The sequence below is a fragment of the Flavobacterium sp. CF108 genome (assembly GCF_900129795.1).
Classification (GTDB): Bacteria; Bacteroidota; Bacteroidia; order Flavobacteriales; family Flavobacteriaceae; genus Flavobacterium.
Genome location: NZ_FQWW01000002.1, coordinates 553,140 through 579,203 on the forward strand (window position 1 = coordinate 553,140; position 26,064 = coordinate 579,203).

Genomic DNA, 26,064 nt, shown 5'->3' on the forward strand with positions numbered 1-26,064 from the left:
ATTTATAAACCGATTGTAAGATTTAAAAAATAAGTTCGTCCGTAACCGTAATAATATTTTGGTCCAAATGATGGTGTCCCGCTTGAAATATCTTGGTTCAAGGCTCTAAAATTTGCATTTCGAGCCTGCTCAAAACCACCAGTTTTATAAACTAAACCTAATGCATTATTAACACTGGCAAAAAGTCCGATATACTTTTTATGAACCCGCCAGGATTTTCCTCCGTTGATATTTAATAAGGTTATGGGATCAAATTTTTCTTGTTGTAATAATTCATTTCCTCTTTCGGATGTTGCCTCGGGAAAAGGAAATCCATTTGCCGGATTAATGTAAAATTGTGATGTTCTGGAAATGGGCGAAACATCAATGTAGTTATCGGTTAAATAATTAATATTGGCTCCAATCCACCAATATTTAGGGTCTCGATATTCTAAACCTAATGAAAGTGCATTTTGAGGAGTTCCGGCTTGTTTGTAATTTTTAAGATAGGCTTTACCAAAATTAAAAGTAGTCTGCGCTCCGTCTTTTACTGCGTTTGCATCGTTTGTAATCGACACATTTGGATTACTGTTGTAAATATAATTTCCGTAAGCAGCTGATAAAGTTGTTTTAAAAGTTGAGGAAATCTGATATTCAAAACTCAATTCTGCTCCTGTATTTTTCTTGTCCAACTGAGTTAAAGTCTGACTCACAAAAGCATCTGTTGCATCATAACCAGCTCCGTTATCAAAAATTCCTTCGGCATAGAAAAAGGAAGTTTTCGATGTGTTTTTTATTAGAGTATAAAAAGCTGTTAAACGTAATTTCAACTTTGGCGAACGATAAACATAATTAGCTTCGGCACTTGTAATGTTTTCACTTTCAATTCCATTAACTATATTATTATTTAAGCGCGAATTTGAAAATGTATTTCGAAGTGAAGGCGCTCTGGTTAAGTGTGCACCATTAAAAAACAACCATTGTTTTCCCGAAATTTTATAGGTGAAACCTCCTTTAAAACCAAAGTTTTCAAAATTTATCTTTTCGCTTTTTCCTAATGAAGTTGTGGGGTAAATTCCATTTTGGTACAATCCTTCTCTTTGATAATCAGAAACGGAATAGGACTGCGCCAAATAAAATTCTGTTTTATTATAGGAGAATTTAAACTGTGTAAAAGCATTAATTGTATTGGCTAAGAAATTATAGTTGTAGCCATAAATATCTCCTTTTACGACTTGTCTGTTTGGATTTTGCAAATCAGACTGTGAAAGGTCGCCTTTATAAAATGGATCAATATCGTCAAAATATTTCCCGCCAAGAAGATCTAGTAAATATTGAAAATTATGCGATTTTAAATTCTGATACGTAATTCCTCCATCAAAGGAAATATTTGGCGTTAACTGCGTGTTTAAGTTCGAATTGACGGCAAAAGTTTTATCATCTGTTCTATCTTCGTATAAAACATAATGGCTTTTTGCAGGTTCATAACCGTTTTCCCCTGGTTTTTGATTAGCGAGATAAATGGCATTCCAGTCTATTTGTGAATTTGCCAAAAATGTGAGTTTACTTTTTTCAGCATTTTCATAATCCGGCGTAAATGCTCCTGAGAATTCACCTTTGTCTTTTCCATAAAGCGAACTGAAATAACTCGGCATTTTTCTATAATAAACCGGATCTGGACTGTCGGCGTTTTGATAATCGATATTGCTGTTTCCCACTTTCCCAAACTGATACATTACGCCAGAATTCAGGTTTGTTTTTTCATCAATTTTGAAATAATGATTCAGCATGAACAAAGGTTCTTCAACCGTTTTTAATCTTGCATTTCGCTTTTTATCGTTCTGAAATCCCCAATACGAATTGTATTTTTCACCCATTAAACTGGTTACTTCATTAGTATTTGGAGAATTTTTTCCGCGGGAATTGGGTGTGTAAAATCCGGTAAAATTGATTGAATGTTTCTTGTTTAATTTCTTCTCAACACTCATAAAAAAAGAATCGGCATTGAAATTTGTTCCTTCAAAATAACCTTCGTCTGCCCATCTTTTTCCTGCAGAAACTACATAAGCCCAGCCGTCAATATCCATTCCCGAAGCATAAGTTCCAATTCCACGCAAACTGTAGGTTGTATTACTTCCTGAAAAGGTTAACTGTGCTCCTTTGCGATATAAAGAAGCGCGGGTAAAAATTTGCTGTGTTCCTAAAACACCGCCAAAAGTATAATTTGAAGCGGCCGTTCCAACCGAAAATTCCTGATTACGAAGCACATTATTTAGTCCGCCCCAGTTGTTCCATTGCGGTCTGCCATCGTAGATTTTATTCATGGTCATTCCGTTGAGCATCATGGTTCCATTTTCGCTATCTAAACCACGAACTCTAAATCGGGCTTGACCCCAATTAAATGCCGATGCCTGCATAAAAGCATCTTTTGAAGATTGCAAAAGTCCTGAAGTCATTTCGGATGAACTATTATCATCAGACAAATCACTTTCTAATAAAGTGATCAAAGCGGCGGGAACTTCATCTGAATAAATATCTTCTAATTGCAATACTCCAAGATATATAATCTGACCAAAATTAGAATGAATTTTGAGTAGTAAATCTTTGCAGTCCTGACTATGAATCAAAAGCAGTTGTTCTCCTTCAATAGGAGAAGTTAATTCAAACTTCCCTCTTTTAGAAGTAAGCTTTGTTATAGTAGAATTTTGAATACTTACTACAACATTCTCCAGAGGATTTTGCGTTTTAGCATCGACAACAATTCCTCTAAAAACTGTTTCCTGTGCAAAGGCAAAACTAAAAGACCATAAAACAAAAAAGAGCGCGTATTTTTTTACCATTAAAAATTCCAATTTACTTTGAAAATTGTTTTCGGATATTAATCCTATTCAAAAGATAAATTGGTTTTTGGAAAGAGTCTTGTTGGTAAGACAAGCAAACTCTGGGATCAAATGTAGAAAAAAAGAATTCTAAAAAAGAAATAAATTCTTACAAAAATAATTTATTTCACAAAGAAGTTAAAAAAAACACGGCGCAAATCAGCCTAATCCGTTAAATCTGTGGGCAATAAAAAATTAAGCAGAAGTTCTGATTTTAGAAACCATAAAAGCAATCAGAACACCAAAAACTCCAATAAAAGCAAAAGAAAACTCTAATCCGAAGTTTTGAGCAATGTGACCAATTACCGGCGGTCCCATTAAAAAGCCTAAAAAGCTTACGCTAGAAACTATTGTTAAAGCTTCTCCCGGAGGAACTGTTGGATTTTTTCCAGCCATACTATAAACGGTTGGAACAATAGTCGCAACTCCTAAACCAACTGCCATAAAAGCAATGGTACACGGAACAATATAGGGAAGGAAAACTGCTGTAAAAAGTCCGGCAGAAATCATAACGCCGCTTATCTGCATGACACGCTCACGGCCAAATTTATTGATTAAGCCGTCGCCTAGAAATCTTCCGCCCGCCATCATAATCATGAAAGATGTATATCCTAAAATTACTAATGGACCTGGTGCTTTTACTACATCTTTAAAATAAACTCCGCTCCAGTCAAACATTACACCTTCGCTCGCCATGCTGCAAAAACCAATTACACCAAGCCAGATTAAGGCGCTGTCTGGTTTTACAAAGATTTTTCTTTTCTCTGTATTGTGTTTGATTTTTTCTTTGGCACGAATTAAAAATTTAAAATTAAAAGCGACCATTAATAACACAACACCGCCAACAATCAGGAAATGATGTAATGGCGTTAAGTTTAAAGCCAGCATTCCTAAACCAACTAATGCACCTGTAAATCCGGCGAAACTCCACATTCCGTGAAAAGACGACATGATTGTTTTTTTGAAAAGTACTTCGGTATAAACGCCTTGTGTATTTACGGCTATGTTAGCTAAATTTCCAAATAAGCCAAATAAAAATAAACCAACCGATAATTGTAAACCAGTTGTAGCTAAACCTAAATTGGCCAAACACAAAACATACATTATTAGGGAAAAAACTAAAATACGATGGCTCCCGAATTTGGTGACCATTTTTCCCGAAAAAGGCATGATAATTAATTGTCCCATTGGCAGGGAGAAAAGTATAGAACCTAAATCGCCTTCGGTTAAATGAAGGGCTGTTTTTATATCCGGAATTCTACTCGCCCAGGTTGCAAAACTTAATCCCATTCCGAAATAAAACATTCCAACGGCAAAACGAATTCTGTTTAGATATGAAGCTTTTGCTTCTCTAAAAACTTTCTTGATTTTTCCTTTAGTCTGAAAAAGTTGTAATGGATTAAAATTTATCAAAATCGATGCGTTTTGGGATTATATTATAAAAGTACAAAAAACCTGTGTATTTACTTAAAGGTACAAATTGTTCGATTATTTACAACGTTATTGTTTATAAATTAGTGGGTTTTGCCCACAGATTTTTACATTTTTTGCCCGCAGATTTTACGGATTAAACGGGTTTACACTGATGTTATTTTATTTTCACGCATAAAAAAAGACGCACTGCTGTGCGTCTCTACAATATATATTATGTTTTATTTATACAGTCTTAAAAAATTAAATCAGTGTAAACCCGTTTAATCCGTAAAACCCGTGGGCTATAAATTAATTACAGTACGCTGCGCACTGCTGGCAATTGCAGCTTCGATGATCTGCATAACTTTTACGCCATCTTGAGCGGTAACAGGTTCTGCAATATTATTTGTTATGGAATTGAAAACACCATCAAAAAAGGAGAAGTAATTTCCTTGAAGTGTCGGCACTTTTTCACGAATTACTTTTCCGTCAATCTCTGTATGCAGAATTCCTTGTAAATCATCCGGTTCTTTTCCCCAAGATTCCAGACTTGGTTTTTTACCAATTTTTAATTCGTCTTCCTGAATGTCTCCGCGAGGTTTTAAAAAAGAACCTTTTTTTCCGTGAATGGTATACGCCGGATTGGCTTCTCTCACAAAGAAACCTGCTTTTAAACGGACTCTAAAATCGTCGTAAATCAATAATAAATCGAACCAATCATCGACTAAAGAGTTTTCTCTCGTGATTCTGACATCTCCAAAAACCGACTTTGGAGAACCAAATAAACAAATGGCCTGATCTATAATATGCGGACCTAAATCTTTTAAAACTCCGGCTCCGTCATTGGCAGTTTCTTTATGTGCTTTCGGGCTTAATAATGGATTGTATCTGTCAAAATGAAATTCGGCTTCTACTATATCACCTAAAAGTCCTTCGCTAACTATTTTTTGAATGGTTTTGAAATCGCTGTCCCATCTTCTGTTTTGAAAAACGGCTAATTTTAATCCTTTTTCGTGAGCAATTTTAGCTAATTCTTCGGCTTCGGCTACAGTTGTGGTAAATGCTTTTTCGACCACAGCATGTTTTCCTGCTAAAAGTACTTTTTTAGCGTATTCATAATGCGTTCCTACAGGCGTGTTTACAATTACCAAGTCAACATCATCAGCTAATAAATCGTCGATTGAGGGATAACTTTTTACGTATGGATAATCTTCCTGAATTAGTTTTTTGCTTCTTTCCCAAGATCCTAATAATTCAAAACCCGGATGAATATCTAAAAAAGGTGCGTGAAAAACCTTTCCCGACATTCCGTATGATAATAGTGCTGTTTTTATTTTTTTCATTTTGTATGTTTTTTTGCCACAGATTAATGTGATTAAAAAGGATTTTTTGTTTGCCACGAATTTCACTAATTTACACAAATCAGTGCGTTTAGAAAAGCTTTAAAATTCGTGATAATTCGTGAAATTCGTGGCAAAAAACTAAAAATAAAAATTTAAAGTTTTGCTCGTTCGTATTGTTTTGGCCATTGAATATCGCTGTCTAATTCTTTGGCGAAATCTAAAGGTAAATTTGGATTTCTTAATGATTCTCTGGCAAACAAAATTAAATCGGCCTGATTGTTTTTCAAAATTTCTTCGGCTTGTTTTGCTTCGGTAATTAAACCGACTGCGCCTGTCAAAATATTCGCTTCTTTTTTAACTTTTTCTGAGAAAGAAACCTGATAACCCGGACCAATCGCAATTTTTTGATGCGACACTAATCCGCCAGACGAAACATCAATTAAATCTACTCCTTTTTCTTTTAATATTTTTGAAAGCTGTACCGATTCTTCAGGATTCCATCCGTTTTCTGCCCAGTCTGTAGCTGAGATTCTAACTATTAAAGGCAAATCTGAAGGCCATTCGGTTTGAACTGCTTCTACAATTTCCAATGTAAAACGGATTCGGTTTTCAAAACTTCCTCCATATTCATCGGTTCTTACGTTTGTCAAAGGCGATAAAAACTGATGTAGTAAATAACCGTGTGCGGCATGAATTTCTACAACTTTATATCCTGCTTTGACAACTCTTTTTGTTGCTGTTTTAAAATCAGAAATTACTTTTTGGATTCCGTTTTGGTCTAAAGCTTCGGGAAGAAAAGGTTCACCGTCGTGATACGGAATCGCGCTTGCCGAAACTGTCTGCCATCCGCCTTGAGCGAAATCTAATTTTTTATTTCCTTCCCACGGAGAAGAAACGCTTGCTTTTCTTCCGGCATGCGCCAGCTGAATTCCGGGAACAGCGTTTTGAGAAACGATAAATTCGTTGATTTGTTTTAGCTTTTCGATGTGTTCGTCTTTCCAGATTCCTAAATCGGCAGGAGAAATTCTGGCTTCGGGAGAAACTGCTGTCGCTTCCTGAATAATTAATCCGGCGCCTCCGCTTGCACGGCTTCCTAAATGAACCAGATGCCAGTCGTTTGCAAAGCCGTCAATGGCCGAATATTGGCACATTGGCGAAATAACAATTCTATTTTTTAAGGTGATGTTTTTTAAAGTTAGGGGAGAAAATAATTGTGAAGCCATGTTTGTAACTTTTAATGGTTTTGTGCTACCAATTGAAAATAGCAGTCGTTTAAAAAGTAAAGTTACAGCATCTTGTTAAAACGAGAAATTGAAATGTTTATTAATTAACAAACATTTAAAACCTTATGTATTATATTGCGCTTTTAAATTAAAATAGAAACGCTACTTTTGTGCGTTAAATACGAACTAAAAATACAAAATGGATATAGTTATCAAACTCTCTCAATTTCTATTGAGTTTATCTTTACTTATTATTCTTCACGAATTAGGGCACTTTATTCCTGCCAAATTGTTTAAAACGAGAGTTGAAAAATTTTACTTATTTTTTGATGTTAAATATTCGCTGTTAAAAAAGAAAATTGGCGAAACAGAATACGGAATTGGATGGTTACCGCTTGGAGGTTATGTAAAAATCTCTGGTATGATCGACGAGAGTATGGACAAGGAGCAAATGGCTCAGCCTGCACAGCCTTGGGAATTTCGTTCTAAACCGGCTTGGCAGCGTTTAATTATAATGCTTGGCGGTGTTACGGTAAATTTTATCCTGGCGTTTATTATATATATAGGAATGGCTTTTGCTTACGGCGATACGTATGTGGCAAATGCTGATTTAAAAGACGGAGTTTTTATCGAAAATCCTGCAATGCTTAAAGCGGGTTTTAGAACTGGAGATAAAATCATTTCGATTGATGGTAAAACGGTTGAAAATTTTGACAGTGACATGAATATGAATGTTATCATGTCGAAACATGTTTTGATTGAAAGAGATGGAAAACAACAGACTATTACTATTCCGAATGATTTTGTTGACCAATTATCTAAATATGAGAAAGGTTTATTAATTGGTATCAGAATGCCTTTTGTTGTGGGTAAAATTTCTGAAGAATCTGAAAATACTTCTTTAAAACCAAAAGATATCATTGTAAGCCTGAATAATCAAAAGATAAAATATTTTGATGAGGCAAAAGCTGTTTTAGAGGCTAACAAAGGAAAAACAATTCCTGCTGTTGTTTTACGTGATTTAAAAGAAACTCCAGTTACGGTTAAGGTTTCTAAACTAGGAAAATTAGGAATTGGTGTTGGCGGTTTAGGTATCGAATCTTTAGAGAAATTAGGTTACTATAAAGTAAGTACTAAAGAATATAGTTTCTTTGAATCTATTCCAGTTGGAATTCAAAAAGGAAAAGATCAATTAGTAGGTTACGGAAAACAACTGAAAATGATTTTTAATCCTGAAACAAAAGCTTACAAACAAGTGGGTGGTTTTGCAGCGATTTACAACATTTTTCCGAGTTTTTGGAGCTGGGAAACCTTCTGGTCAATCACGGCTTTATTGTCAATTATGCTTGGAGTTATGAATTTATTGCCAATTCCGGCTCTTGATGGCGGACATGTGATGTTTTTATTGTATGAAATTATCAGCGGTAAAAAACCAAGCGATAAATTCCTTGAAAACGCCCAAATGGTTGGCTTTGTACTACTTATAGCACTGCTTTTGTTCGCAAATGGAAATGACATTTATAAGGCAATTATTAAGTAAAAAAATATTTTTAGAAAAAGAGTTAAAATATTTTTGAGAAACTAAAAAATCGATTATATTTGCACTCGCTAAAAAGAGCAACAACTTCCTCCTTAGCTCAGTTGGTTAGAGCATCTGACTGTTAATCAGAGGGTCCTTGGTTCGAGCCCAAGAGGGGGAGCAACTTTTTTTAGCAAACATATTTACCTTTAAGGTGATTCCTCCTTAGCTCAGTTGGTTAGAGCATCTGACTGTTAATCAGAGGGTCCTTGGTTCGAGCCCAAGAGGGGGAGCTTAAAAAAAGACGATCATTTGATCGTCTTTTTTTGTTTATACTCGTTTGTCATTTCAAACATAGCCCGTGGTTTCAACCACGGGAAACATGATACAAATCATAATAAATGCATTGTCCAAATATTGGCGTTCCTGCGGTTGAAACCGCAGGCTATGTTTTATTATATTGTGCAAAACCTTTATTATGATTTAATTTCTTGTTGTTTTTAAGTTTGATGTCTTTTCAGGAATAATAATTTCGGGGACTTATATTATATTCGCCGGCTCAAATTTAATTTTAACCAAAATGGATTATTTAACTACTTACTGGCAGATTTTTATTCTGTTACTTATTGTTTTTATCATATACACCCTTTATAAATTAGGTAAATCAGGATTGTCTGCAGATAAAAAACTTATTTGGTGTGTTCTCATTTTAATTTTTCCTCTTATAGGAAGTATTGCTTATATGCTTACAGGACAAAAATAAATAATTGTAAATCTTTGTATTGATATAAAAAAGGCTGCCTCAAAAATGAGACAGCCTTTTTTACTATCGAATTTCAAACATAGCCCGTAGCTGAAACCACGGGAAACGCTATACAAATTATAAAAAATGTATTACCCAAAAATTGCATCTTCGCGGTTGAAATCCTGGGCTATGTTTATAAATTCGATCAAGCTTTTTATGGTTTAATGCCTTGCCTATTTTATGCTTTAGGCATTTATTGATTGAGGTTTTTGCTTTCAAACAGTTTCATCATTTCTTCTCCCTTTTCATTTTCGTTTGTTGCTTTTAAACATTGTGCGTATCTAAAATAATAAATGGTGCCTAAATTTGCATCGAGCGTAAATAACTCAGTGTAATATTTAACGGCATCTTCAAAGTTACTTTCAAAATAGTACTTGTCAGCGACTTTTTTAAGCATATCTATAGATTCGTACCCTTTGTCTAAAACATTGGCGTAAGTGTCGAGAATATCTATTTTTACAAACTTCTCACTATAAGCCGGAGCTGTAACCTCAACTTCGACTGGTTTAATTTTTTCAGCAACCGCATCGGCTATTGTTTTTGATGGTAAAATTGTACTTTCTGTTCTTACTTTTGTTTTTTTATAGATTGGAGTTACCGTTCTGGTATTATTTGGACCGAGATCATTTGTATACACCATATCCAGCTTTGAAACTTCGTATTTAGTAGTTCTTTTTCCGAAAGGCATATTGATTACTTCTACAACTAAATACGATTCTATAACACGATCATCTGTTGGTTTGCTGTCAAATTTATAGGGCGCTCTTCGAGAATCTGCATTTGCTACCATATAATTGGTTTGCTGGGCAAAACCACTTATTGAAAACAAACCGGCAAGAGCCGCAAAATGTAGTAAATATGTTTTCATAAGTAATAAATTAAAGTTGATACTCCGTAAAACACTATATAAAGCTACTGATTTTGTGACGTTTATACATTACTTTGACCGTGAAGTGCTTATAAAAACGATTAAGTGTGCGTTTTGCTTTTTGCCCAACGCTGATTGTTTTTATAATTTTAGTTTTTGATTATTCGTTGTGCGAAAAATTGTATTTTTGTTTTCTCCCGAAATCGCAGCAAATTGTATCACACAAAAACAACTTGTATTTTACAGCAGAAATACTTTTTTCAGGAATTTTAAATATCTTTGAATTATGAGCACACTAACAAAACCAAATCATATAGGGCGAAAAATAAGCCGTATTCGTGAACTTCGCGATATGAAGCAGGAAGCTTTGGCGCAGGCTTTAGGCACAAACCAGCAGACTGTTTCGATTATTGAAAACAGCGAAACAATTGATGATGAAAAACTTCAGGCAATTGCCGAAATATTAGGCGTAACTGTTGAAGGAATTAAAAATTTTTCTGAAGAAGCGGTTTTAAATATTATTGGAAATACATATCAAGATAATGGCATTGTGAATGCCGGACTTAATTATAATTGTAATTTTAATCCTCTTGATAAAGTTATTGAACTTTATGAACGTTTGGTTCAGGCTGAAAAAGATAAGATTGAATATTTGGAGAAGTTGTTGAAAGGGAGGTAATTTTTTTAACTATATAATAAGAAAAGAGGTCTAGCTAGACCTCTTTTCTTATTATGCATTGATTGTATTAAACTTTATTATTTTAGAAACTACGATTTAAATTGAAAATACCGAAAGTCAAGTATTTTTATCATATTAATAATCGTTTTATTTAAGTTTCTAATTCGATTTCATTCTCAATTCTTATTGCTTCATAGATTTCTAAATTTGAATTTAAAATTTCAATTGAAACTACTAATGAGTATGAAACTTCTTCATGCGACCTATCCCATCCCTTATGACCTCTAACGGCAAAGCTTATGTCACTTGGCAATTCATGTGATTTAATAATTGTCCAGTCTTTTTGAACTGTACTATTATTTCTACTAATACCTTCAACAATACCTCTGCTATCGCTTTTTATTTTCCAATTCCATCCAGACATACTATTCCTGACATCCTTGTCATAAGTTGTTTCAGATTCTTCTATTTCTTTAAGAACATAATCTTTAAAGTCTTCATAAAGTTCCCCAACTTTGGAACTCGTCCAATCAAGCCAAGTTGATAAATATGATTTAGTCCTCTGTCTTGTTCTTCTAACTTTTGAAGTATAGGATAATGTAACTTCAATTAAAATATCATGTTCTTCTACAGGGGACCTTAAGAATTCAGGAATGTTTAACGAATATATATGTCCTTCTTCGGCTTTTATATTTCCGGCATTATAAAAAGTAACTCTTTGGTGAGTATTATTTGTAACTCTTTCAAGAGAAGGTATGCCATATCCGAAGTGTTTAATACTTTGTGACGTTGGGTTTTCAAAAAAAGAGTTTGGCAATCTTGCTCCCTGCACTATTAAAGCTCTTAATAAACTAATATCTTCATCTGGGTATAGCTTTAAAAGTTGGGCAGCAATATGTGTAACTTTTGGTGTTGCAAACGAAGTTCCTACAACATCACTTCCAATTGCTGATCCTCCATTCAAAGTGGAGCGAATAAGTTCTGGTGATATAGATTCTTTATTAGAAACTAAATTTCCTTCTTTAGAGATCACTAGACCTCCTCCGTATTCGACAACATCTGGTTTAATCATTCCCCAAATACCAGTACCAACTCTGGAAAAAGCAGAAATCTCATTTTCCGCTCCTAATGATATGAAGTTATCATCTTCAAAAGATATATGATTTACAGATCCTACAGTTATTGCAAAACTACTTTGGGCTGGATTTGCAATTCTGCAATGTGGTTCATCTAAAAAATTTGGATACTGAGTAGCCTGATTAATATAATGTCTTATATCGTCTTTTGTGATATTTCCTGTTGAGATCAAGAAAAGCACTTTGTTTTTATTCATTAGCGTATCTATAGTTGCCGCCCATGAAGACATATGCTTTAAACGAGAAGCTACATTAGAATTTATTGAGAGATTGAAAATTTTGCAATCTTCATTTTCTTCCACGATAAGTTTCATAAGCTCTGCTGGAAGTTTATGAGTAAGTTTGTTCTCCTTATCTAACACTCTTAAATTTCTAACAAAACATGGCAATTGATATGGGGACTGTATAGAAGTTAAACCATAAGGGTATAAAATCGCACCTGCAACACGAGTACCATGCCCTCCATTTCGCACATGGTCAGCGGTTGATTGATCTCCATCAATATAACACTTTGAATTTGCTCCAATTACGGCAGAAGATAGAAACCTATGGCCCTCCATTATTCCGCTATCAATTACACCAACCTCTGGAGATGTTAAATCTGGAGCTATAACCTCAAATTCAATCTTACCAACTTCTTCTATTTCACTATTTATACCAACAACTTCATCAGTCTCAGAAACCTCAAAAACAAAAGGATAATTAAATACTAAATCTTTAAAACCCTTGCCAGTAATTTCAACTTCGCAACAAAAACTATCATCTAGATCGATAAATGAACTTGTTATTGTGCCATAATGATTTATAAAATTTTCGAATTCATCCTGACGCTCTTCAAATCGCTCGTCCCGCTCAATCTGTTCCGCTCTGAATCTCTCAAGTTTAGCCTCATACCCTCGTATATTAGGATCTGGCTTTTTATTCATTGGTTTGTCAAAAGCAATACCAACTTCTAATTTATACATTCCCTCTTCATAAACATCTCCCCAAATTGATTTTAGATAATCTGAAAGTATATGGCTTGGTTTCCATTGATTACCATCAACTATTTCCCAAAAATCAGCTATTTTCGCACCTCCTCGTTCCTCAGAAAGAAATTTTTGTATTTTATCATTTAATGAATTGAAAGCATCTAGCGAAGCTCCAATAATATATCCGTCTTCTTCTTCTGAAATAACTTCTATTCCGAATAGTTTCAAGTCAAAATCATAACCAATTAAATCAGGGTTGATTTTTAAAAAAATTGGAATTACATCAGCATCTAAAGGAGCTAAATTAAGCCCTTCTCTGTTATCAATTTTATTCTGCCAATCTGATTTCATTTTGGAAGTTTGATTAGACAAATATCCAAAGTGTTGCTGTCTATTATTTTTATTCTCTAAAGAAATAGGATGTTGTTCTCCGCCTCCATGTAATCGAGGTTTACCAACAACTTTTTGAAGGAATTTTAAATGAGGAAATCTCTCCATGTCTTATTTATTAAAAGCTAAATTTTCTTCTAACGCTTTATCCAAATCATCGGCGGAAATTTCTTTATGGGAATTTATAATAGATTTTTTAGCTGCATCATTCGCAATTTTAACAACCAAAGCATAAGATAGTCCTTGCATTTTCTTTGCGTAATTCTTTAATTGAATTTTATCATTCAGATTTAATGCTGAGAATGTTATTTCAAGTAAATCAACAATTTCGTTTTCATTTGGCTTAGGAAGTTCTATAATTTCATCAAATCTTCTAAATAAAGCTTTATCAAGACTTCCTTCTAAATTTGTTGTAGCAATCAATATCCCTTGTCCGTTATATTCCTCTAACAAACCTAAAACTATATTAACAATACGATGAATTTCTCCAATATCATTCGACTTGATATCTCTTTGTTTTCCTATTATATCAAATTCATCTAAAAGCAGAACACATGGATATTTTTCAAGACTTTCAAACAGTTTATTTAAGTTAGACGCTGATTCACCAAGATAAGAAGATATTATAGTATCAAAGCGTACTTTGTAAAAAGGCAGTCCCAAATCCCACGCTATTCTTTCAGCAGTCATACTTTTTCCACATCCTGAAGTACCGTACAAAAGTATTTTTTGACGTGGTTTTAAACCGTGATGTGCTAATCTTTCCCTTGCAATATATTCTTTCTCAATTCGTATAATTTTTTCCTCCACAATTGGCGCTAAAACCATATCATGTCTTAAAAAATCATTTTCAATGTGTGTTGCCAAAGGTAATTTATACCTTCTATCTGCAGGAATTGAAAAAACATTATCCTTGTTCCTGGTTAATTTTAAAGTTGGATTATGTTGAGGCTCGATAACTCGCGCTAAATTACCTTCCAAAATAGTATCAAGTTTATCCGCTAATTTTATATGCCCTTTTTTTCTTTCCTCATCAATAATGGTATAGGCTATTCTTACCAAAGGTTCTTCTTTACTCCCTTCGATAGACTTAAATAATCTTGTAAGCAGCGTTTGATTCATTATTAATGTTATAAGTTTAATTAAAGATACAAAAATAGAAAATAGAGTGGATAATATTTGTTTTCAACCAAATATTAAATCTGCTTTCAATAATCATTCAAATTCCACTATTTATAAATTCCAATTAAGAATAGATAAATCAAAAAAAGCGCCGTAATCCAAAGATCACAGCGCTTTTCTATTTTTATAAAAACCTTAAAACTCTTAAACCCCTAACTTCTTAGCAATTTCAGCAGGAATTCCTCCTTTGTTTACCATTAAGGCAGTTGTTTTATATTTTACGAAATTTTTAGTTACGAACAAGAAACCTTTGTAGTCGTTTGTTTCACCCCAAGAATTTTTTACGATATAATATTCTTTTCCGGTTTGATCTTTTGCAAGGCCAATAATGTGCATTCCGTGGTCGTCTGTTGTACCGTAATTGTCAAACGCAGCCTGACGCATTTCTGGAGTAATTTCCGGTTCTGCTTTTGGTCCGTTAAACATATCTGCTTTTTCTTCAGCCGTCATGTCGTCAAATTTCTTTGTTGGTACATACGCAACACCGTTTTTCCAGCTAAAGCTTTTCTCGCTTACGTCTGTCGCCCAAGCAACAGTATACCCTTTTTTCAAAGCATTGTCGATAACATCTGTCATGTCGTTTACTTTTACGTTGTAAACCTGATCTAAAGACCAGTTGTCTGGCACGGCAAGAACTGTTTTTTGGTAATATGGAGCAGTTGTAAACGAAGACATTTCTACATATTCGTCAGGATTAATTCCTACCACCTCTTTAGCAAAAGACTGCGGCGTATAGTTTTTTCCTTTGTAATTGAAGTTATCCGGCACTTTTCCTAAATAAGAATCAATAACGGCAGCATATGCTTTTTGCCAGTTTGGTGTTAACTCTCCGTTTGGATTTTTAACCACCGCAGCCAAAACACCTTCGATAAGTGCAGACATTTCGGCAAATTTATTTTTATCTGTTCCGTAGTTCAAACCAGTGTAAACTTCTCTTGGTACGGTTCCGTATTTTTTGTACATATTAATTACGTCGTGCAGCGAACCTCCATCACCCAAAGTGATCGCGCCGTGCATACGAACATAATTTACTCCTTTGTCAACATACACATTTCTTGCAGAAAAAACCTGAGATAGCTCAACTGGCTGTTTTCCTAAACGAATCATTTCTGACTCTAAAAATGAGTTTGATGCATAACTCCAGCAAGTTCCAGATGAACCCTGGTTTTTAATCGACGTTGTTCCTAAGTTAACTACCTCAGTGAATTTAAAAGCTTCTTTACTTTTATCACTCGCATTTAGCTTTAAGGAATTTACCAAAATGTCCTGCGCAAAACAGCCGCTTACTCCAACTAAAAAAGCAGATGCCGCAAAAACTGATTTCATCGTATTTTTATACATAATCAAAAGATTTAAATAGTTACTTATTAGTAGCCTGTATTATATTTTTGTTACAAAAAAATTAAATATTCGGTAAATAAACTATTATTTAACAGTTAATCTTTATACAATGTTTTTATTAATCCTCAAAACCTTACAAACTATATAAAAACATAATCTGTTTACAATCAAATGTTTTTTGATTTTATATGCAAATAAATAGTAATTTGGCTGTTGAAATGCCATGCTATAAACCCCAAAATGTACGAACTCGAAAAAGAGAAATACTTAGGCAATACTAAAAAGAGCTTCAATACCCAGCAGGGAATTGCGGTTGTCGAAACCGAGTATCAAAATAAGGTTTACGAAGGCTGGCATTCGCATAATAATGCGCATATTACGCTTTTCCTGAAAGGCGGAACTACCGAAAAACGAAAAAATTTCAGTGAAACGGTTGGTCCCGGTTCGTTATTATTTTACCACAGCGACGAACTGCACTTGAATCAGGATACGCTTTTTCCGTCCCGAAATATCAATATCGAAATTGAAGAAAACCTACTGAAAGAGCTTCATATGTCTGAAGCCGTGATCGAAAAATCAGTTCAAAATTCGGCATTTACAAAATTTCTAATTTTAAAGATTTTTAAAGAAACGCTTACTTCTGATATTTTTTCTGCCGATACTATTACGATGCTTTTTTCGCAGATTTCAAATGCCCAAAATCATTTGGAACGTTTTGATAAAAGTCCGTTTTGGGTGAAAAGTTTACAGGAATTACTAAATGACTGCTGGAACGAGAACCCGAATCTGCAGGATTTGGCGACGGTTTTAAATTTAAATCCGATTACAATTTCTAAACATTTCCCGAAATATTTTGGCTGTACTTTAGGCGAATACATGCGCCGAATTAAAATAAATCGTTCGCTTTCGCTAATACAATCGCACGAAAGTAATTTAACCGAAATTGCCCTCGAATGCGGTTTTGCTGATCAAAGTCATTTTATTAGAACGTTTAAAAGTCAGACAGGATTTTTGCCCAAACAATTTCAAAAATTATAAAGAGGCAAATTTCATTCTATTTTTTGTTTTCAATGCCGTTTACCTTTGCTTCAAATTAATAAACCAACTCATGGAAACTCTAACTACAAAACAAAAAATATTCAATTTCCCGTTAACCAAAATTATTTTAGGATTAATTGCCTGCCTTTTAATAATTAATATTGGGCAGTTCTTTGCGGGGAAATTATTACTGCAAACTTCTCTTGACAAAGATTATAGAAATCTTATAAAAGGAATTATTGTGTGCGGTTTGGCTTTAATAAGTTATATTGACTTTTATAAATATTATGAAAAAAGAGCCATAACAGAATTAGCTCTAAAAGGTCTTGCCAAAAATTTAATCATCGGGATTTTAATTGGTGCGGTTTTACAATCGCTGACTATTTTGGTGATTTATTTTAATGGCGGTTATGATGTTATTTCTGTAAATCCTTTTTCGTTTATCATTATTCCGCTTACGATTGCTTTTACGGCTGCTGTTATTGAAGAGATTTTAGTCCGCGGAATCCTTTTTAGAATTATGGAAGAAAAACTGGGAAGTTATGTTGCCTTAATAATTTCGGCTCTAATTTTTGGCGCTTTGCATTTAGCAAACGAACACAGTACTTTGCTTTCTGCTTTGTGTATTGCGATTGAAGCCGGATTACTTTTGGGCGCGGCTTTTATTTATACGAGAAATTTATGGTTTCCTATTGCGATTCATTTTGCGTGGAATTTTATGCAGTCGGGAATATTTGGGGCGATAACATCGGGGAATTCTAAAACGAATAGTTTACTGGTTTCGAAAATTCAGGGTTCTGAATTTATTACCGGAGGAGAATTTGGTCCCGAAGGTTCTGTTCAGGCTGTTATTTTCTGCTCTTTGGCCGCCATTATATTATTGGCCTTGAGCCAAAAAGAAAATAAAATTATTAAGCCTTATTGGAGGAAATAGTTTTTTTCTGCCACGAATTACACGAATTTTCACGAATTATATATTTGAATTCCCGATAGTTATTATCGGGAATTTTTATTTCACTTTTCACAATTTACAATTAACAACTCACAATTTACAATTTACAATTATCTAAGCCAGTTACTACCAAAAACAATATAGTACGCCCAATCTTCAGGGCCTTTTGCAACGTCAACACCCATGCGGAGTTTGAATTTTCGGGCTAATAAATATCTGAATCCTGTTCCGTAACTGTACACAACGGGTTTTGCGAAGGCTTTATCCCAATCGTTAAAAGCACTTGCGAGTCCGCCGTAACCCATAAGGCTCCATCTTCGGTATAAATCCCATCGTAATTCGGCTTCGGTGACAATACTGGTTTTTCCCTGATATCTGGCGGCGGGAATTCCGCGTAAATTAATTCCGGGCAATAGATAAAAAGGCGGACTCCCAAACGCCTGCTCTCCCTCTACCCTAAGCCCGCCAATTAATTTTTTTGTTAATGGATAATATCCTATTGCCGATAAATTGACGCGCCAGGCATCATAATCGCTCCCAATTGCATCATCTGACCAAAAGAAATCTGACTGAAGCCGAATTCCTTTATCTGGTGTAAATATATTGTCGCGTCCGTCAAACTGAAGCGCGGCTCCAACCTGACTTATCGTACTTTTAATATCTTTTGGCTGTACAAATGGCGGCGGAAGATTTACATCGGGCAGATTTATTTTTGAGTTTAAAAAGAGGTATTGCAGCCCGGCGCTCCATTTTGCGTTTCTAAATTGTTTTAGCCATTGTGTATAAAATATAGTTGATCTAAAATTGAGTTTAAATTCCTGATCTTTTGCATTTGGGATATTATTGGCATAAAAAGATAAATTCATATCGCCATAACCAGCCATAACACGATATAATATTTTAGGCTTTACCAAAGTTGCCGAACGAAAAGCACCTGCCATCCAGCTTTTGTTTTCGGTATACATACCAATTCCTCCTGTTATGTCTGGATTTATAAAACGTTTTTTACCGTTTTCGTCTACAACCGGAGCACGTTTTTTAAGAAAAATGGGGACGATTGCACCTCCAATTCCGCCCAAAGCTGGTTCTGTAATAACGGTAGGAACTACAATAAAACCATGTGCATAGATAATATAATTACTTAAATCAAAAGCCCCGTCGAGAGAATCTTTTGTAGTAATATGTGGTTTTTGCGCCGTTTGTGCGATTGTATTTTGAAGAGAAAAAAAACACAAAGCAAAAATGAAAACCAGTTTTTGAAAAAGTTTTCTGTTTTTTATGGAAGTTTCTGAATATGTATTTCTCATTTAAATCAATTTAAAATTATCGTATTCACTTAAAAAACATCAACTTAAATTGTTTTGAAGGTTATTCTTTTTTCTCTTTTGCCAGACTGAATACATGGGCAAGCGTTAGGAAAAAAGTATTTCCCTGAAAACGGCTTTCGGCTCCAAATTCTGAAACCCAGCGAAGTCCCGCAGAAGTTTTGCAGCCTATATGGAAATAATTTACCTCGGCACCAACGCCTCCTATTTTGTCCTTGTCTGGTTCTATTACCCCAAAGCCAACAGGAATTTTATCGTTTGAAATTTTATATTGCAAATAGTAAATTAAACCAGCATTTAGTATTCCGCTTGGAGCAGTTTTCGCCGCATTGAGCGTGTAAAAAGTTTTTCCCAAGCCGCCTTCAACACTTAAAATATCTCCGGTTTTGATATCGGTATCTTTCTTTTTTCCATTTATTTCGTAAGAGGCTAAAGCAGAAAAATGAAATGTTTTTTTGTCATTAAAGTATACCGTTGTTCCGGCCGAAAATTCATTCATCAACATTCCTAATCCGGCATTGTCTGAAGCTCCGGCGGTAAATTTTCCTGTTGGAAGATATAATTGGTAACTAAAAACAAAATCGGCTCTTTTGTTGTGCCAGCCTAATTGAATTGGCTGCACATACATGTCTGTAAAAGCGAGTGAATTTGTCGCATCAATACTATTTCCCTGAATGGTATTTGAGGCAAAAGCCAGCAAAATGGTAGCTCCATAATTGGCACCTAAAATTTTGAAATCGCTTACATAATTAGCTCCAACTCCTGTTATAAACATGGTAATGTCTGGATTTGCAAGAGATTCATCACCGTCTGCATTTCGCAGTGAACCCGCATCATATAAATAACCCGGCACGTAAACACTTAATGTGTTTGCCGGAGTCTGAGTTCCGGATTGTAATCCCATTGCTCCAAGAATATGACCTCCTTTTAGCTGTGCATTTCCTAAAAAATAAACGAACAGAAATAATAAGATGAATACTGATTTTATGGTTTGTCTTTGTTTTGATTTCGTTTTCATGGTTTCTTCTTTAAATTAATGAGACTTTACAATCCTTCTTTATAAACTATTTCAATTTGTAGATTGTTTAAAAAAATAAGAACTGCTTTTTTCAGGATTAATCCTGATTACTCTAAAATATTCTGAAGGAGATTTTCCGGTATGTTTTATAAAAGCCCTAAAACAGGTTGTTCTGGATTTAAAACCAGATGCCCAGGCCATTCCTTCGAGTGAAAGATCTTTCCAGTCCAGATCGTTTATTTTTTCTTTAAAATATTCAATTCGTTTTAAATTGATATAATCCTGAAAATGCAGATTGAATTCTGAATTTATTAAACAAGAAAGATTGTTTACAGTAATTCCGGTTTCCTCTGAAATATCACGTATGACCAGATCTTTCTTTAAAAAGAGTTTTTTAGAATCGAAAATACTTTCTAGTTTGGCCAGATACAGCTGTCGTTTTTCCAGCGTTAACTCTTTTACTATTGGCAGTGAATTTTTAGTTTCCTGTGTAGTATAGGATATCAAATTTTTATTGACGAAATCTGTTTCGTTTTCGTTTGTATCATAAAAAAGCTGTGGTTTAAAATACAGCCAGCCAACGGTAAATATTAAAACAGATGAAATAAGAATGTAGCAGGATAAATCTAAATTGTCGACGTTATTGATTAAAAAGAAATGCACGAAAAGCGTTGAAAACAAAAACAAGATAACCAGATTATAAACCCTGATCCAGCCTAAAATTTTGATTCGCTGCAGATGATTTTCTTTAAATTTTTTAATGTCGTAATTTAAAATCATCATGGTTTGGCAAAATGCGTACATAAGCCAAACGCTGAGACTTAACATTGAAAAAGGATTTTTTGTTTTTACCGAAATATAGTCTATCAAATAAATATTGGTGTAATTTCCAATCCAGACCACAATGGTCAAGGAGAAATAAATGAGGAAGGGCAGGAAATGAAACCAGTCGTATTTTTTATAAGATGAGTTTGGGAATAAAATATTTCGAACGTATAAAAATGCGCAAGGAGCTGCTAAAAAGATAAACGATTTTGTAATCATGAACAGATCCGGAAACTCCTTAAAAACATTTGCCGATAAGTAAAAATTATAGACACTTACAATGGCAAGGCTAAACAAAAACAGTCCTAAGAAAAAACTTTTAGAATAATTTTTCTTTGAAAAAAGAACCATAAATGAAGTCGCAAATCCTACAATTGTAGCTATAAAAAAGAAAAGCGAAAGTACTATATCGGTCATACGGTTTAAGCTTTAATTAGTTTATTCCTTTTTCTTTGAGAAGTGTTTTCAAAGAAAATAAAGTGTACGATTATAAGCTGTACTTACTAAAATTGAAAGTACAGCCTATTTAAAACAGTAGTTTTATGCTATTTTTTTACTGCGCCAGGAGGAAATCCTGCTAATATTTTTTTTACTGCGCCGTTAATAAATTCTTCAGGATTGTCTGGTTTGCTGTCAATTTGAGCATTTCCAACTCCCTGCCAAAGCAGTTTTTGCGTTTTTGTAGAAACAATATCAATTACTAATGAACCGTCTACATAATCATAAGTGTTAAACGTTGTAGTACCGCCGCCCATCATGGCTCCGCCGCCCCAATATCCGTATGGACGATACATTCCGCCATAACCGTAGAAATTAGAATCGGCAGTAACTTGTGTTTTATTTTTTAAGATAGAGACTGCGTTTACTTTTAAATCAGGATTTGAACTTTCTGTAAATCCTTTTGCAATCATTTCAGCACGAATTGCTTTTGTTACACGATCAGCATTTAATTCGTTTACCTGACCTTGTTGTGCTTTTAAATCATAAACTGCAAAAGTTTTATACTCAGTAAAATTTGCAGAGTGATCATAATCTGATGTAACATTAACTGTTGGGGAACAGCTGTAAATTAAGCCCAATACTACTAAAAATAGTGGGATGATGCTAAGATTTGTTTTTTTAATATTCATTTTGTAGAATTTAAATTAATGATTAATTACTTAACTGGAAATTTTTAATTCTGAAAAATCTTGAATGAACGATTAAGGGGAGGGAATACGTAATTTAAACGCAAATAACTAAACAACAGGCTTTTAAGAAACATTCAAAGATAATCATTTTATTTAATTGACATAAACATTTAGCAAAAAATTCTTACTTATTTGTAATTGCTTTATTTATCCTGCAAATTATATTTCTGCAGCAACAGGCAGTTTTCCTTCTTTTATGGCTTTGAGCATTTTGTTGTAATCCAATTCATTTTGATCTGCGTATAAAAGGGAGAAATTTGAAACCGCATTAGCAAATTCATTACCATCGCCAATATATCCGGATAATATGGATGGATCTCCAGAACGTGCATGAGCTCTCGCAAGCGCCCATCCGCAGGCTTTGGCATAATCTTTCAGGTTTTCTTCTTTCATTATTTCAAGAACGGGTTTGACTTTTGCATCGCGAAGCTGGCGGATGTAAAAAAATCTTCCTCTGTCATCATTTGTCCATCCTAAAAATATATCCGAGGCTGACTGCATTAACTTTTGTCCCATTACAATTCGCTCACCTTCATGATCGTATTTTCTTTTAGCTTTTACGTGTTGTTCTAAAACGCTTTGTCTTGCTTCTTTAAACTGCAAAAAAATGGGCTCACCCGTGGCAGACATTAATAAACTTATTCCGCAAAGTGTGCCTACACTTCCTACACCTACCACTTTTATGGCAAAGTCATGCATGGAATATCTGCTCAACAAAACTTGTTTGTCTTCCGGCAATGATTCTATATAACGTTTATGAACTAATTCTGCTTCTTTTAAAATTTGTTTTTCATCATTTCCTGATGAATGAAATATCAAAGGCGGTTCATCTTTTATTCTCGCCCGAACTCCATCCTGATACGTCATTTTTGCAAACTCCTTTTCATGTGCCGTATATTCGGCTGCTTTTTTTATTCGCTTTTGATGAAATTCTTTTATTTCTTCATCTTTTCCAAGTTCGATAAGTTCGGCCAGATCAATATCAGCATACCAAATTTGAAGTGCCGATAATTTGCTGTAGTCCAACATGTGTCTTTTGTAACTATCCGCCACATGCCAGGCAAATTCTTTATTGCTTTTATTAGAAAATTTCAACCATCTTCCTGCAATAGCAAAACTTGCTGCTAACCGTTTTACATCCCATTCCCAAGGACCTTGAAAAGTTTCATCAAAATCATTTATATCAAAAACCAGTTTACGCTCTGGTGTAGCAAAACCTCCAAAATTCATTAAATGGCAATCGCCGCAAAGCTGTAAATCAATTCCTGTGTTTGGTGTTTGTTCCAAATCTGCTGCCATAATTGCTGCTGCACCGCGAAAGAATGCAAATGGCGATTCCATCATTCTTCTGTATCGAATGGGCAGTAAACTTTCTATTCTCCCAATGCTGGTTTTTATCAAAATATCGATAGGATCTTCCCTATTTGCAGATGGGGCATATTCCTGATGTGAAGAACACGGCACAATTTTTCTAATTGCGGCGCCTTTCTCATAACGTTCAGCTTTTGATGCCAGTGGATCAAATAAAGTTTCGTTTTTATTTGCTGTTTTCTCGATCATAAAAATGATTCTTATTTTACTTCTTCAACATCTCCCATTTTCCATGTTTTGTCAAAAAAGCCTTTTTCCGGCCCATAGAAACGTGCCAGTAATTCAAATTTTCTTTTTGGATCTGTTGGAACCCAATTTGATTCTTTTCCTGCCAGACCTTTTGCACCAAAGTAAATGTCTACAGAACCATCGCTGTTTTTTTGAAGGCCTGGTGATGTTGAGGCGCGGCTTGAGTATTTCATTCCTAAAATAAGTGCGTGGGTTTCACGATCGTAAACTGTTACTGACCAATATAGTTTTACCGGAACTTTTGCAGGCAAATGAAGTTTATACAATTTTGAACCGTCAAATTCTTGTCCTTTATCATCTTTAATTGATATTAAATAGAATTGTCCGGTTCCTAAATGTTTGGCACTAAAATAGGCTATTGAATAGGCGATAGCTCTTTCGCGTACCGGATAAAGGTTTGGTATTGAATAATTACTTCCTATTGATTTTACAAAATCCTGCGAAACGGGTAATGCCCATTTGGTGCCATTGTAAAAAGGTATTTTAAACGCATTTTCATATTCTGAATCAATCCAGGTATGTGCATCTTTTATTGCAGCATTTAAAATTTCCTGTCTTCTGGCGTCAGCCTGAAAGGTTTTTCCTTTTTCGATTCCAATAGTTTTTAACTGATCAATCATTGCTATGTCACGATTTATCCAAGGTTCTCTTTGAATAAATTGATTCAATATCTCAAAAAAATGAAAGTTGTATGGAATTGTATTACTGAATGGAACTTCTAACAAATCAACAAACGTTGTTGCGGATGGATTATCAGCTTCAGAAAGCGGATATATCTTGACTTTTTTTCCGTAGTCAACTGCTCTTTTAATATCATTTGGGCTTCCGTCTGTAAGATTTGAACGCAATATTGCATATCCTGTATAAGTTGAAGACGGCATCGGTATATATCCTAACGGAACGGCATCTTTATAATTTGGCGGTAAAATGAGGTATTTGCCTCCTTTTCCTTTGTCGACACCCGCTGGGCCAATATCTTCAATTGCGGTTTGCCAGCCATCATCTAAACTTCCTGTTAGTGATGAAACACCATCAACGGGAGGAATTTCTAAAACAACAGGACCTTGTCGTGTATCATAGAGCGGATTTACATAAATCACGTCTGGATTTGGGGTTAAGGTTTGATTTTTGGAACTGATTAATCCCGACCAGTAAATAATTTGATTGTAATCTCCCTTCACTTTTACAAGGCTTTCATGAAGCAATTCTGAATTAACTGCGGGAATTCCCCAAATCACAGCTTCAACTGCTCGATTATAAACAAGTTGTTCTTCAAAATCTGCAGCTTTAAAAACTACTGTTTTTGTAGTATCTGCAGCGATTGAAGTTTCATTTTTTGTTGTAGAATTGGTACACGAGACCAAACAAGTTATTATTATAATGGATAGATTTTTTAACTTCATGATTTGTTTTTTTAAAATTAAAGAAACTCAAAAACGATGTTATGATCCCGGGAAAACAAATGCCAAAATAGCGCGTAATCCCCAATCTGGTTTTGATTCAGAAGGTCCTGTAATTGGAATTAAAGGTGAAATCGCAAACTGAACGACCTGATCCCCTAATTTTGTTACGGCACCAATAGAAGGGTTTAATGATATTAAGGTTGTTTTTGCATCCCAGTTTTGAGTTATTTCGGCATTTACCCCTAAACTTGCTCCGCTTTTATAACTATGAGAAAGAAATATTTGAGTGTAAAACTGATTGAAATCAGCACGATCCTCATTTCCTGCAACTGACCAAATTTGATTGGCAATGAAACCTACTGAAAGCCCTTTTCCCTGATGCATTACTAATGCACTGGGACCGACTCCAAATTTTTCTGTCCCTAATAATTTATCTGTTGCTGTTGGAATTAAAAATGCCGGACCAATACCTAAAATAAGGCCTTTTGTTTTTGGTGCAAAAAAAGCCGTAACTGTTGCGTCACTTAAACCAAATTGATGTGTATCGTTTCCTGTAATGTCTCTTTGATCTACTACTGGCAATATATAACGGGTAATTAAATTTAGATTTTCTGTTAATTTAAAAGGAATTACCGGTTGTATATTTATAGTATATTTTGATCCGTTAAAAGGGCCAATACCATAATTTAAGTTATTCTGCAAAGGCACACTAATTAAGCTTGCCACGGGATTTGCTAATTTATCTGCCAATTCCTGTGCGCTTGCTCCAGCTTTGGGTGCGGCTTCCTGAGCAGAAATAACAAAGGATAAGATAAAAAATAAAGTGCTGAAAAATAATTTATGACAGATGTAATACTTGATTCGTTTCATAGCTATTTTTTTAAGATTTTTAATCCATCTAAAAATCTCAAATGAAGCAGCTTTTGCCCGTCAAAAGTTGTTTCATTGAGATTATTTTAACTAAT

At 34.5% G+C, this 26,064-nt stretch carries 20 protein-coding genes and 2 tRNA genes; 7 read left to right on the plus strand and 15 right to left on the minus strand.

The features are described from left to right. Window positions 1-2 precede the first annotated feature (2 nt). The 4 genes from BUE10_RS07685 to BUE10_RS07700 all read right to left on the minus strand — a co-directional run bounded on the left by BUE10_RS07685 (window position 3) and on the right by BUE10_RS07700 (window position 6,837). Entirely contained in the window at window positions 3-2,819 is a 2,817-nt protein-coding gene (locus tag BUE10_RS07685) for a peptidase associated domain and porin domain-containing protein (RefSeq protein ID WP_073483855.1), read from the minus strand. A 234-nt stretch (window positions 2,820-3,053) separates the two neighbouring features. Beyond that, complete coding sequence (locus tag BUE10_RS07690) at window positions 3,054-4,271, minus strand: MFS transporter (RefSeq protein WP_083597990.1); 1,218 nt, start codon at window positions 4,269-4,271, stop codon at window positions 3,054-3,056. A 302-nt stretch (window positions 4,272-4,573) separates the two neighbouring features. Then, window positions 4,574-5,614 (minus strand): Gfo/Idh/MocA family oxidoreductase, encoded by a 1,041-nt coding sequence (locus BUE10_RS07695; RefSeq protein WP_073484215.1) that lies wholly within the window; start codon window positions 5,612-5,614, stop codon window positions 4,574-4,576. Between the two features lie 152 nt (window positions 5,615-5,766). After that, window positions 5,767-6,837, minus strand: coding sequence for an NADH:flavin oxidoreductase/NADH oxidase (locus BUE10_RS07700; RefSeq protein WP_073483857.1), 1,071 nt, complete (start codon window positions 6,835-6,837; stop codon window positions 5,767-5,769). A 199-nt stretch (window positions 6,838-7,036) separates the two neighbouring features. Between BUE10_RS07700 and rseP the strand changes: the two genes are divergently transcribed. The 4 genes from rseP to BUE10_RS07720 all read left to right on the plus strand — a co-directional run bounded on the left by rseP (window position 7,037) and on the right by BUE10_RS07720 (window position 9,119). Next, on the plus strand, window positions 7,037-8,377 hold the full coding sequence (gene rseP, locus BUE10_RS07705; RefSeq protein WP_073483859.1) for an RIP metalloprotease RseP: 1,341 nt from the start codon (window positions 7,037-7,039) through the stop codon (window positions 8,375-8,377). Window positions 8,378-8,463: 86 nt separating this feature from the next. Next, window positions 8,464-8,537, plus strand: a tRNA-Asn gene (locus tag BUE10_RS07710). A 38-nt stretch (window positions 8,538-8,575) separates the two neighbouring features. Continuing rightward, a tRNA-Asn gene (locus BUE10_RS07715) sits at window positions 8,576-8,649 on the plus strand. Between the two features lie 287 nt (window positions 8,650-8,936). Then, complete coding sequence (locus BUE10_RS07720) at window positions 8,937-9,119, plus strand: PLDc N-terminal domain-containing protein (RefSeq protein WP_073483861.1); 183 nt, start codon at window positions 8,937-8,939, stop codon at window positions 9,117-9,119. Window positions 9,120-9,354: 235 nt separating this feature from the next. Here BUE10_RS07720 and BUE10_RS07725 read toward each other — a convergent pair whose 3' ends face one another. Continuing rightward, window positions 9,355-10,029: a hypothetical protein gene (locus tag BUE10_RS07725; RefSeq protein ID WP_073483863.1), complete on the minus strand. Its 675-nt coding sequence runs from the start codon at window positions 10,027-10,029 to the stop codon at window positions 9,355-9,357. Between the two features lie 286 nt (window positions 10,030-10,315). On the opposite strand from BUE10_RS07725, the gene BUE10_RS07735 reads away from it, so the two are divergent. Beyond that, window positions 10,316-10,708, plus strand: coding sequence for a helix-turn-helix domain-containing protein (locus BUE10_RS07735; protein ID WP_073483867.1), 393 nt, complete (start codon window positions 10,316-10,318; stop codon window positions 10,706-10,708). A gap of 151 nt (window positions 10,709-10,859) precedes the next feature. On the opposite strand, the gene BUE10_RS07740 is transcribed toward BUE10_RS07735, so the two are convergent. The 3 genes from BUE10_RS07740 to BUE10_RS07750 form a co-directional block, all read right to left on the minus strand. Continuing rightward, on the minus strand, window positions 10,860-13,313 hold the full coding sequence (locus tag BUE10_RS07740) for a S8 family peptidase (RefSeq protein WP_083597993.1): 2,454 nt from the start codon (window positions 13,311-13,313) through the stop codon (window positions 10,860-10,862). A 3-nt stretch (window positions 13,314-13,316) separates the two neighbouring features. Beyond that, window positions 13,317-14,327: an AAA family ATPase gene (locus BUE10_RS07745; RefSeq protein ID WP_073483869.1), complete on the minus strand. Its 1,011-nt coding sequence runs from the start codon at window positions 14,325-14,327 to the stop codon at window positions 13,317-13,319. Between the two features lie 204 nt (window positions 14,328-14,531). Continuing rightward, window positions 14,532-15,728, minus strand: coding sequence for a C1 family peptidase (locus BUE10_RS07750; protein ID WP_056206958.1), 1,197 nt, complete (start codon window positions 15,726-15,728; stop codon window positions 14,532-14,534). Window positions 15,729-15,968: 240 nt separating this feature from the next. Here BUE10_RS07750 and BUE10_RS07755 point away from each other — a divergent pair, with 240 nt between their 5' ends. Together BUE10_RS07755 and BUE10_RS07760 are read left to right on the plus strand one after the other, a co-directional pair. Further along, window positions 15,969-16,766 carry a helix-turn-helix transcriptional regulator gene (locus BUE10_RS07755; RefSeq protein WP_073483871.1) on the plus strand — a complete coding sequence of 266 codons (798 nt, stop codon included), beginning with the start codon at window positions 15,969-15,971 and terminating at the stop codon, window positions 16,764-16,766. Window positions 16,767-16,836: 70 nt separating this feature from the next. Next, the gene (locus tag BUE10_RS07760) at window positions 16,837-17,700 is read left to right on the plus strand and encodes a CPBP family intramembrane glutamic endopeptidase (RefSeq protein WP_083597995.1); all 864 of its coding nucleotides are present in this window, start codon (window positions 16,837-16,839) and stop codon (window positions 17,698-17,700) included. Between the two features lie 128 nt (window positions 17,701-17,828). Here BUE10_RS07760 and BUE10_RS07765 read toward each other — a convergent pair whose 3' ends face one another. From BUE10_RS07765 to BUE10_RS07795, 7 genes are all read right to left on the minus strand, one after another. Next, complete coding sequence (locus BUE10_RS07765) at window positions 17,829-19,025, minus strand: BamA/TamA family outer membrane protein (protein ID WP_073483873.1); 1,197 nt, start codon at window positions 19,023-19,025, stop codon at window positions 17,829-17,831. Between the two features lie 61 nt (window positions 19,026-19,086). After that, window positions 19,087-20,061, minus strand: coding sequence for a SphA family protein (locus BUE10_RS07770; RefSeq protein ID WP_073483875.1), 975 nt, complete (start codon window positions 20,059-20,061; stop codon window positions 19,087-19,089). Between the two features lie 51 nt (window positions 20,062-20,112). Beyond that, entirely contained in the window at window positions 20,113-21,303 is a 1,191-nt protein-coding gene (locus BUE10_RS07775; protein WP_073483877.1) for a helix-turn-helix domain-containing protein, read from the minus strand. Between the two features lie 128 nt (window positions 21,304-21,431). After that, the gene (locus BUE10_RS07780; protein WP_073483879.1) at window positions 21,432-22,016 is read right to left on the minus strand and encodes a DUF4136 domain-containing protein; all 585 of its coding nucleotides are present in this window, start codon (window positions 22,014-22,016) and stop codon (window positions 21,432-21,434) included. Between the two features lie 219 nt (window positions 22,017-22,235). After that, window positions 22,236-23,636 (minus strand): DUF2252 domain-containing protein, encoded by a 1,401-nt coding sequence (locus BUE10_RS07785; RefSeq protein ID WP_073483880.1) that lies wholly within the window; start codon window positions 23,634-23,636, stop codon window positions 22,236-22,238. Between the two features lie 11 nt (window positions 23,637-23,647). Beyond that, window positions 23,648-25,099, minus strand: coding sequence for a DUF1254 domain-containing protein (locus tag BUE10_RS07790; protein ID WP_200801711.1), 1,452 nt, complete (start codon window positions 25,097-25,099; stop codon window positions 23,648-23,650). Window positions 25,100-25,138: 39 nt separating this feature from the next. Then, on the minus strand, window positions 25,139-25,969 hold the full coding sequence (locus BUE10_RS07795) for a hypothetical protein (protein ID WP_073483882.1): 831 nt from the start codon (window positions 25,967-25,969) through the stop codon (window positions 25,139-25,141). Between the last annotated feature and the right edge of the window lie 95 nt (window positions 25,970-26,064).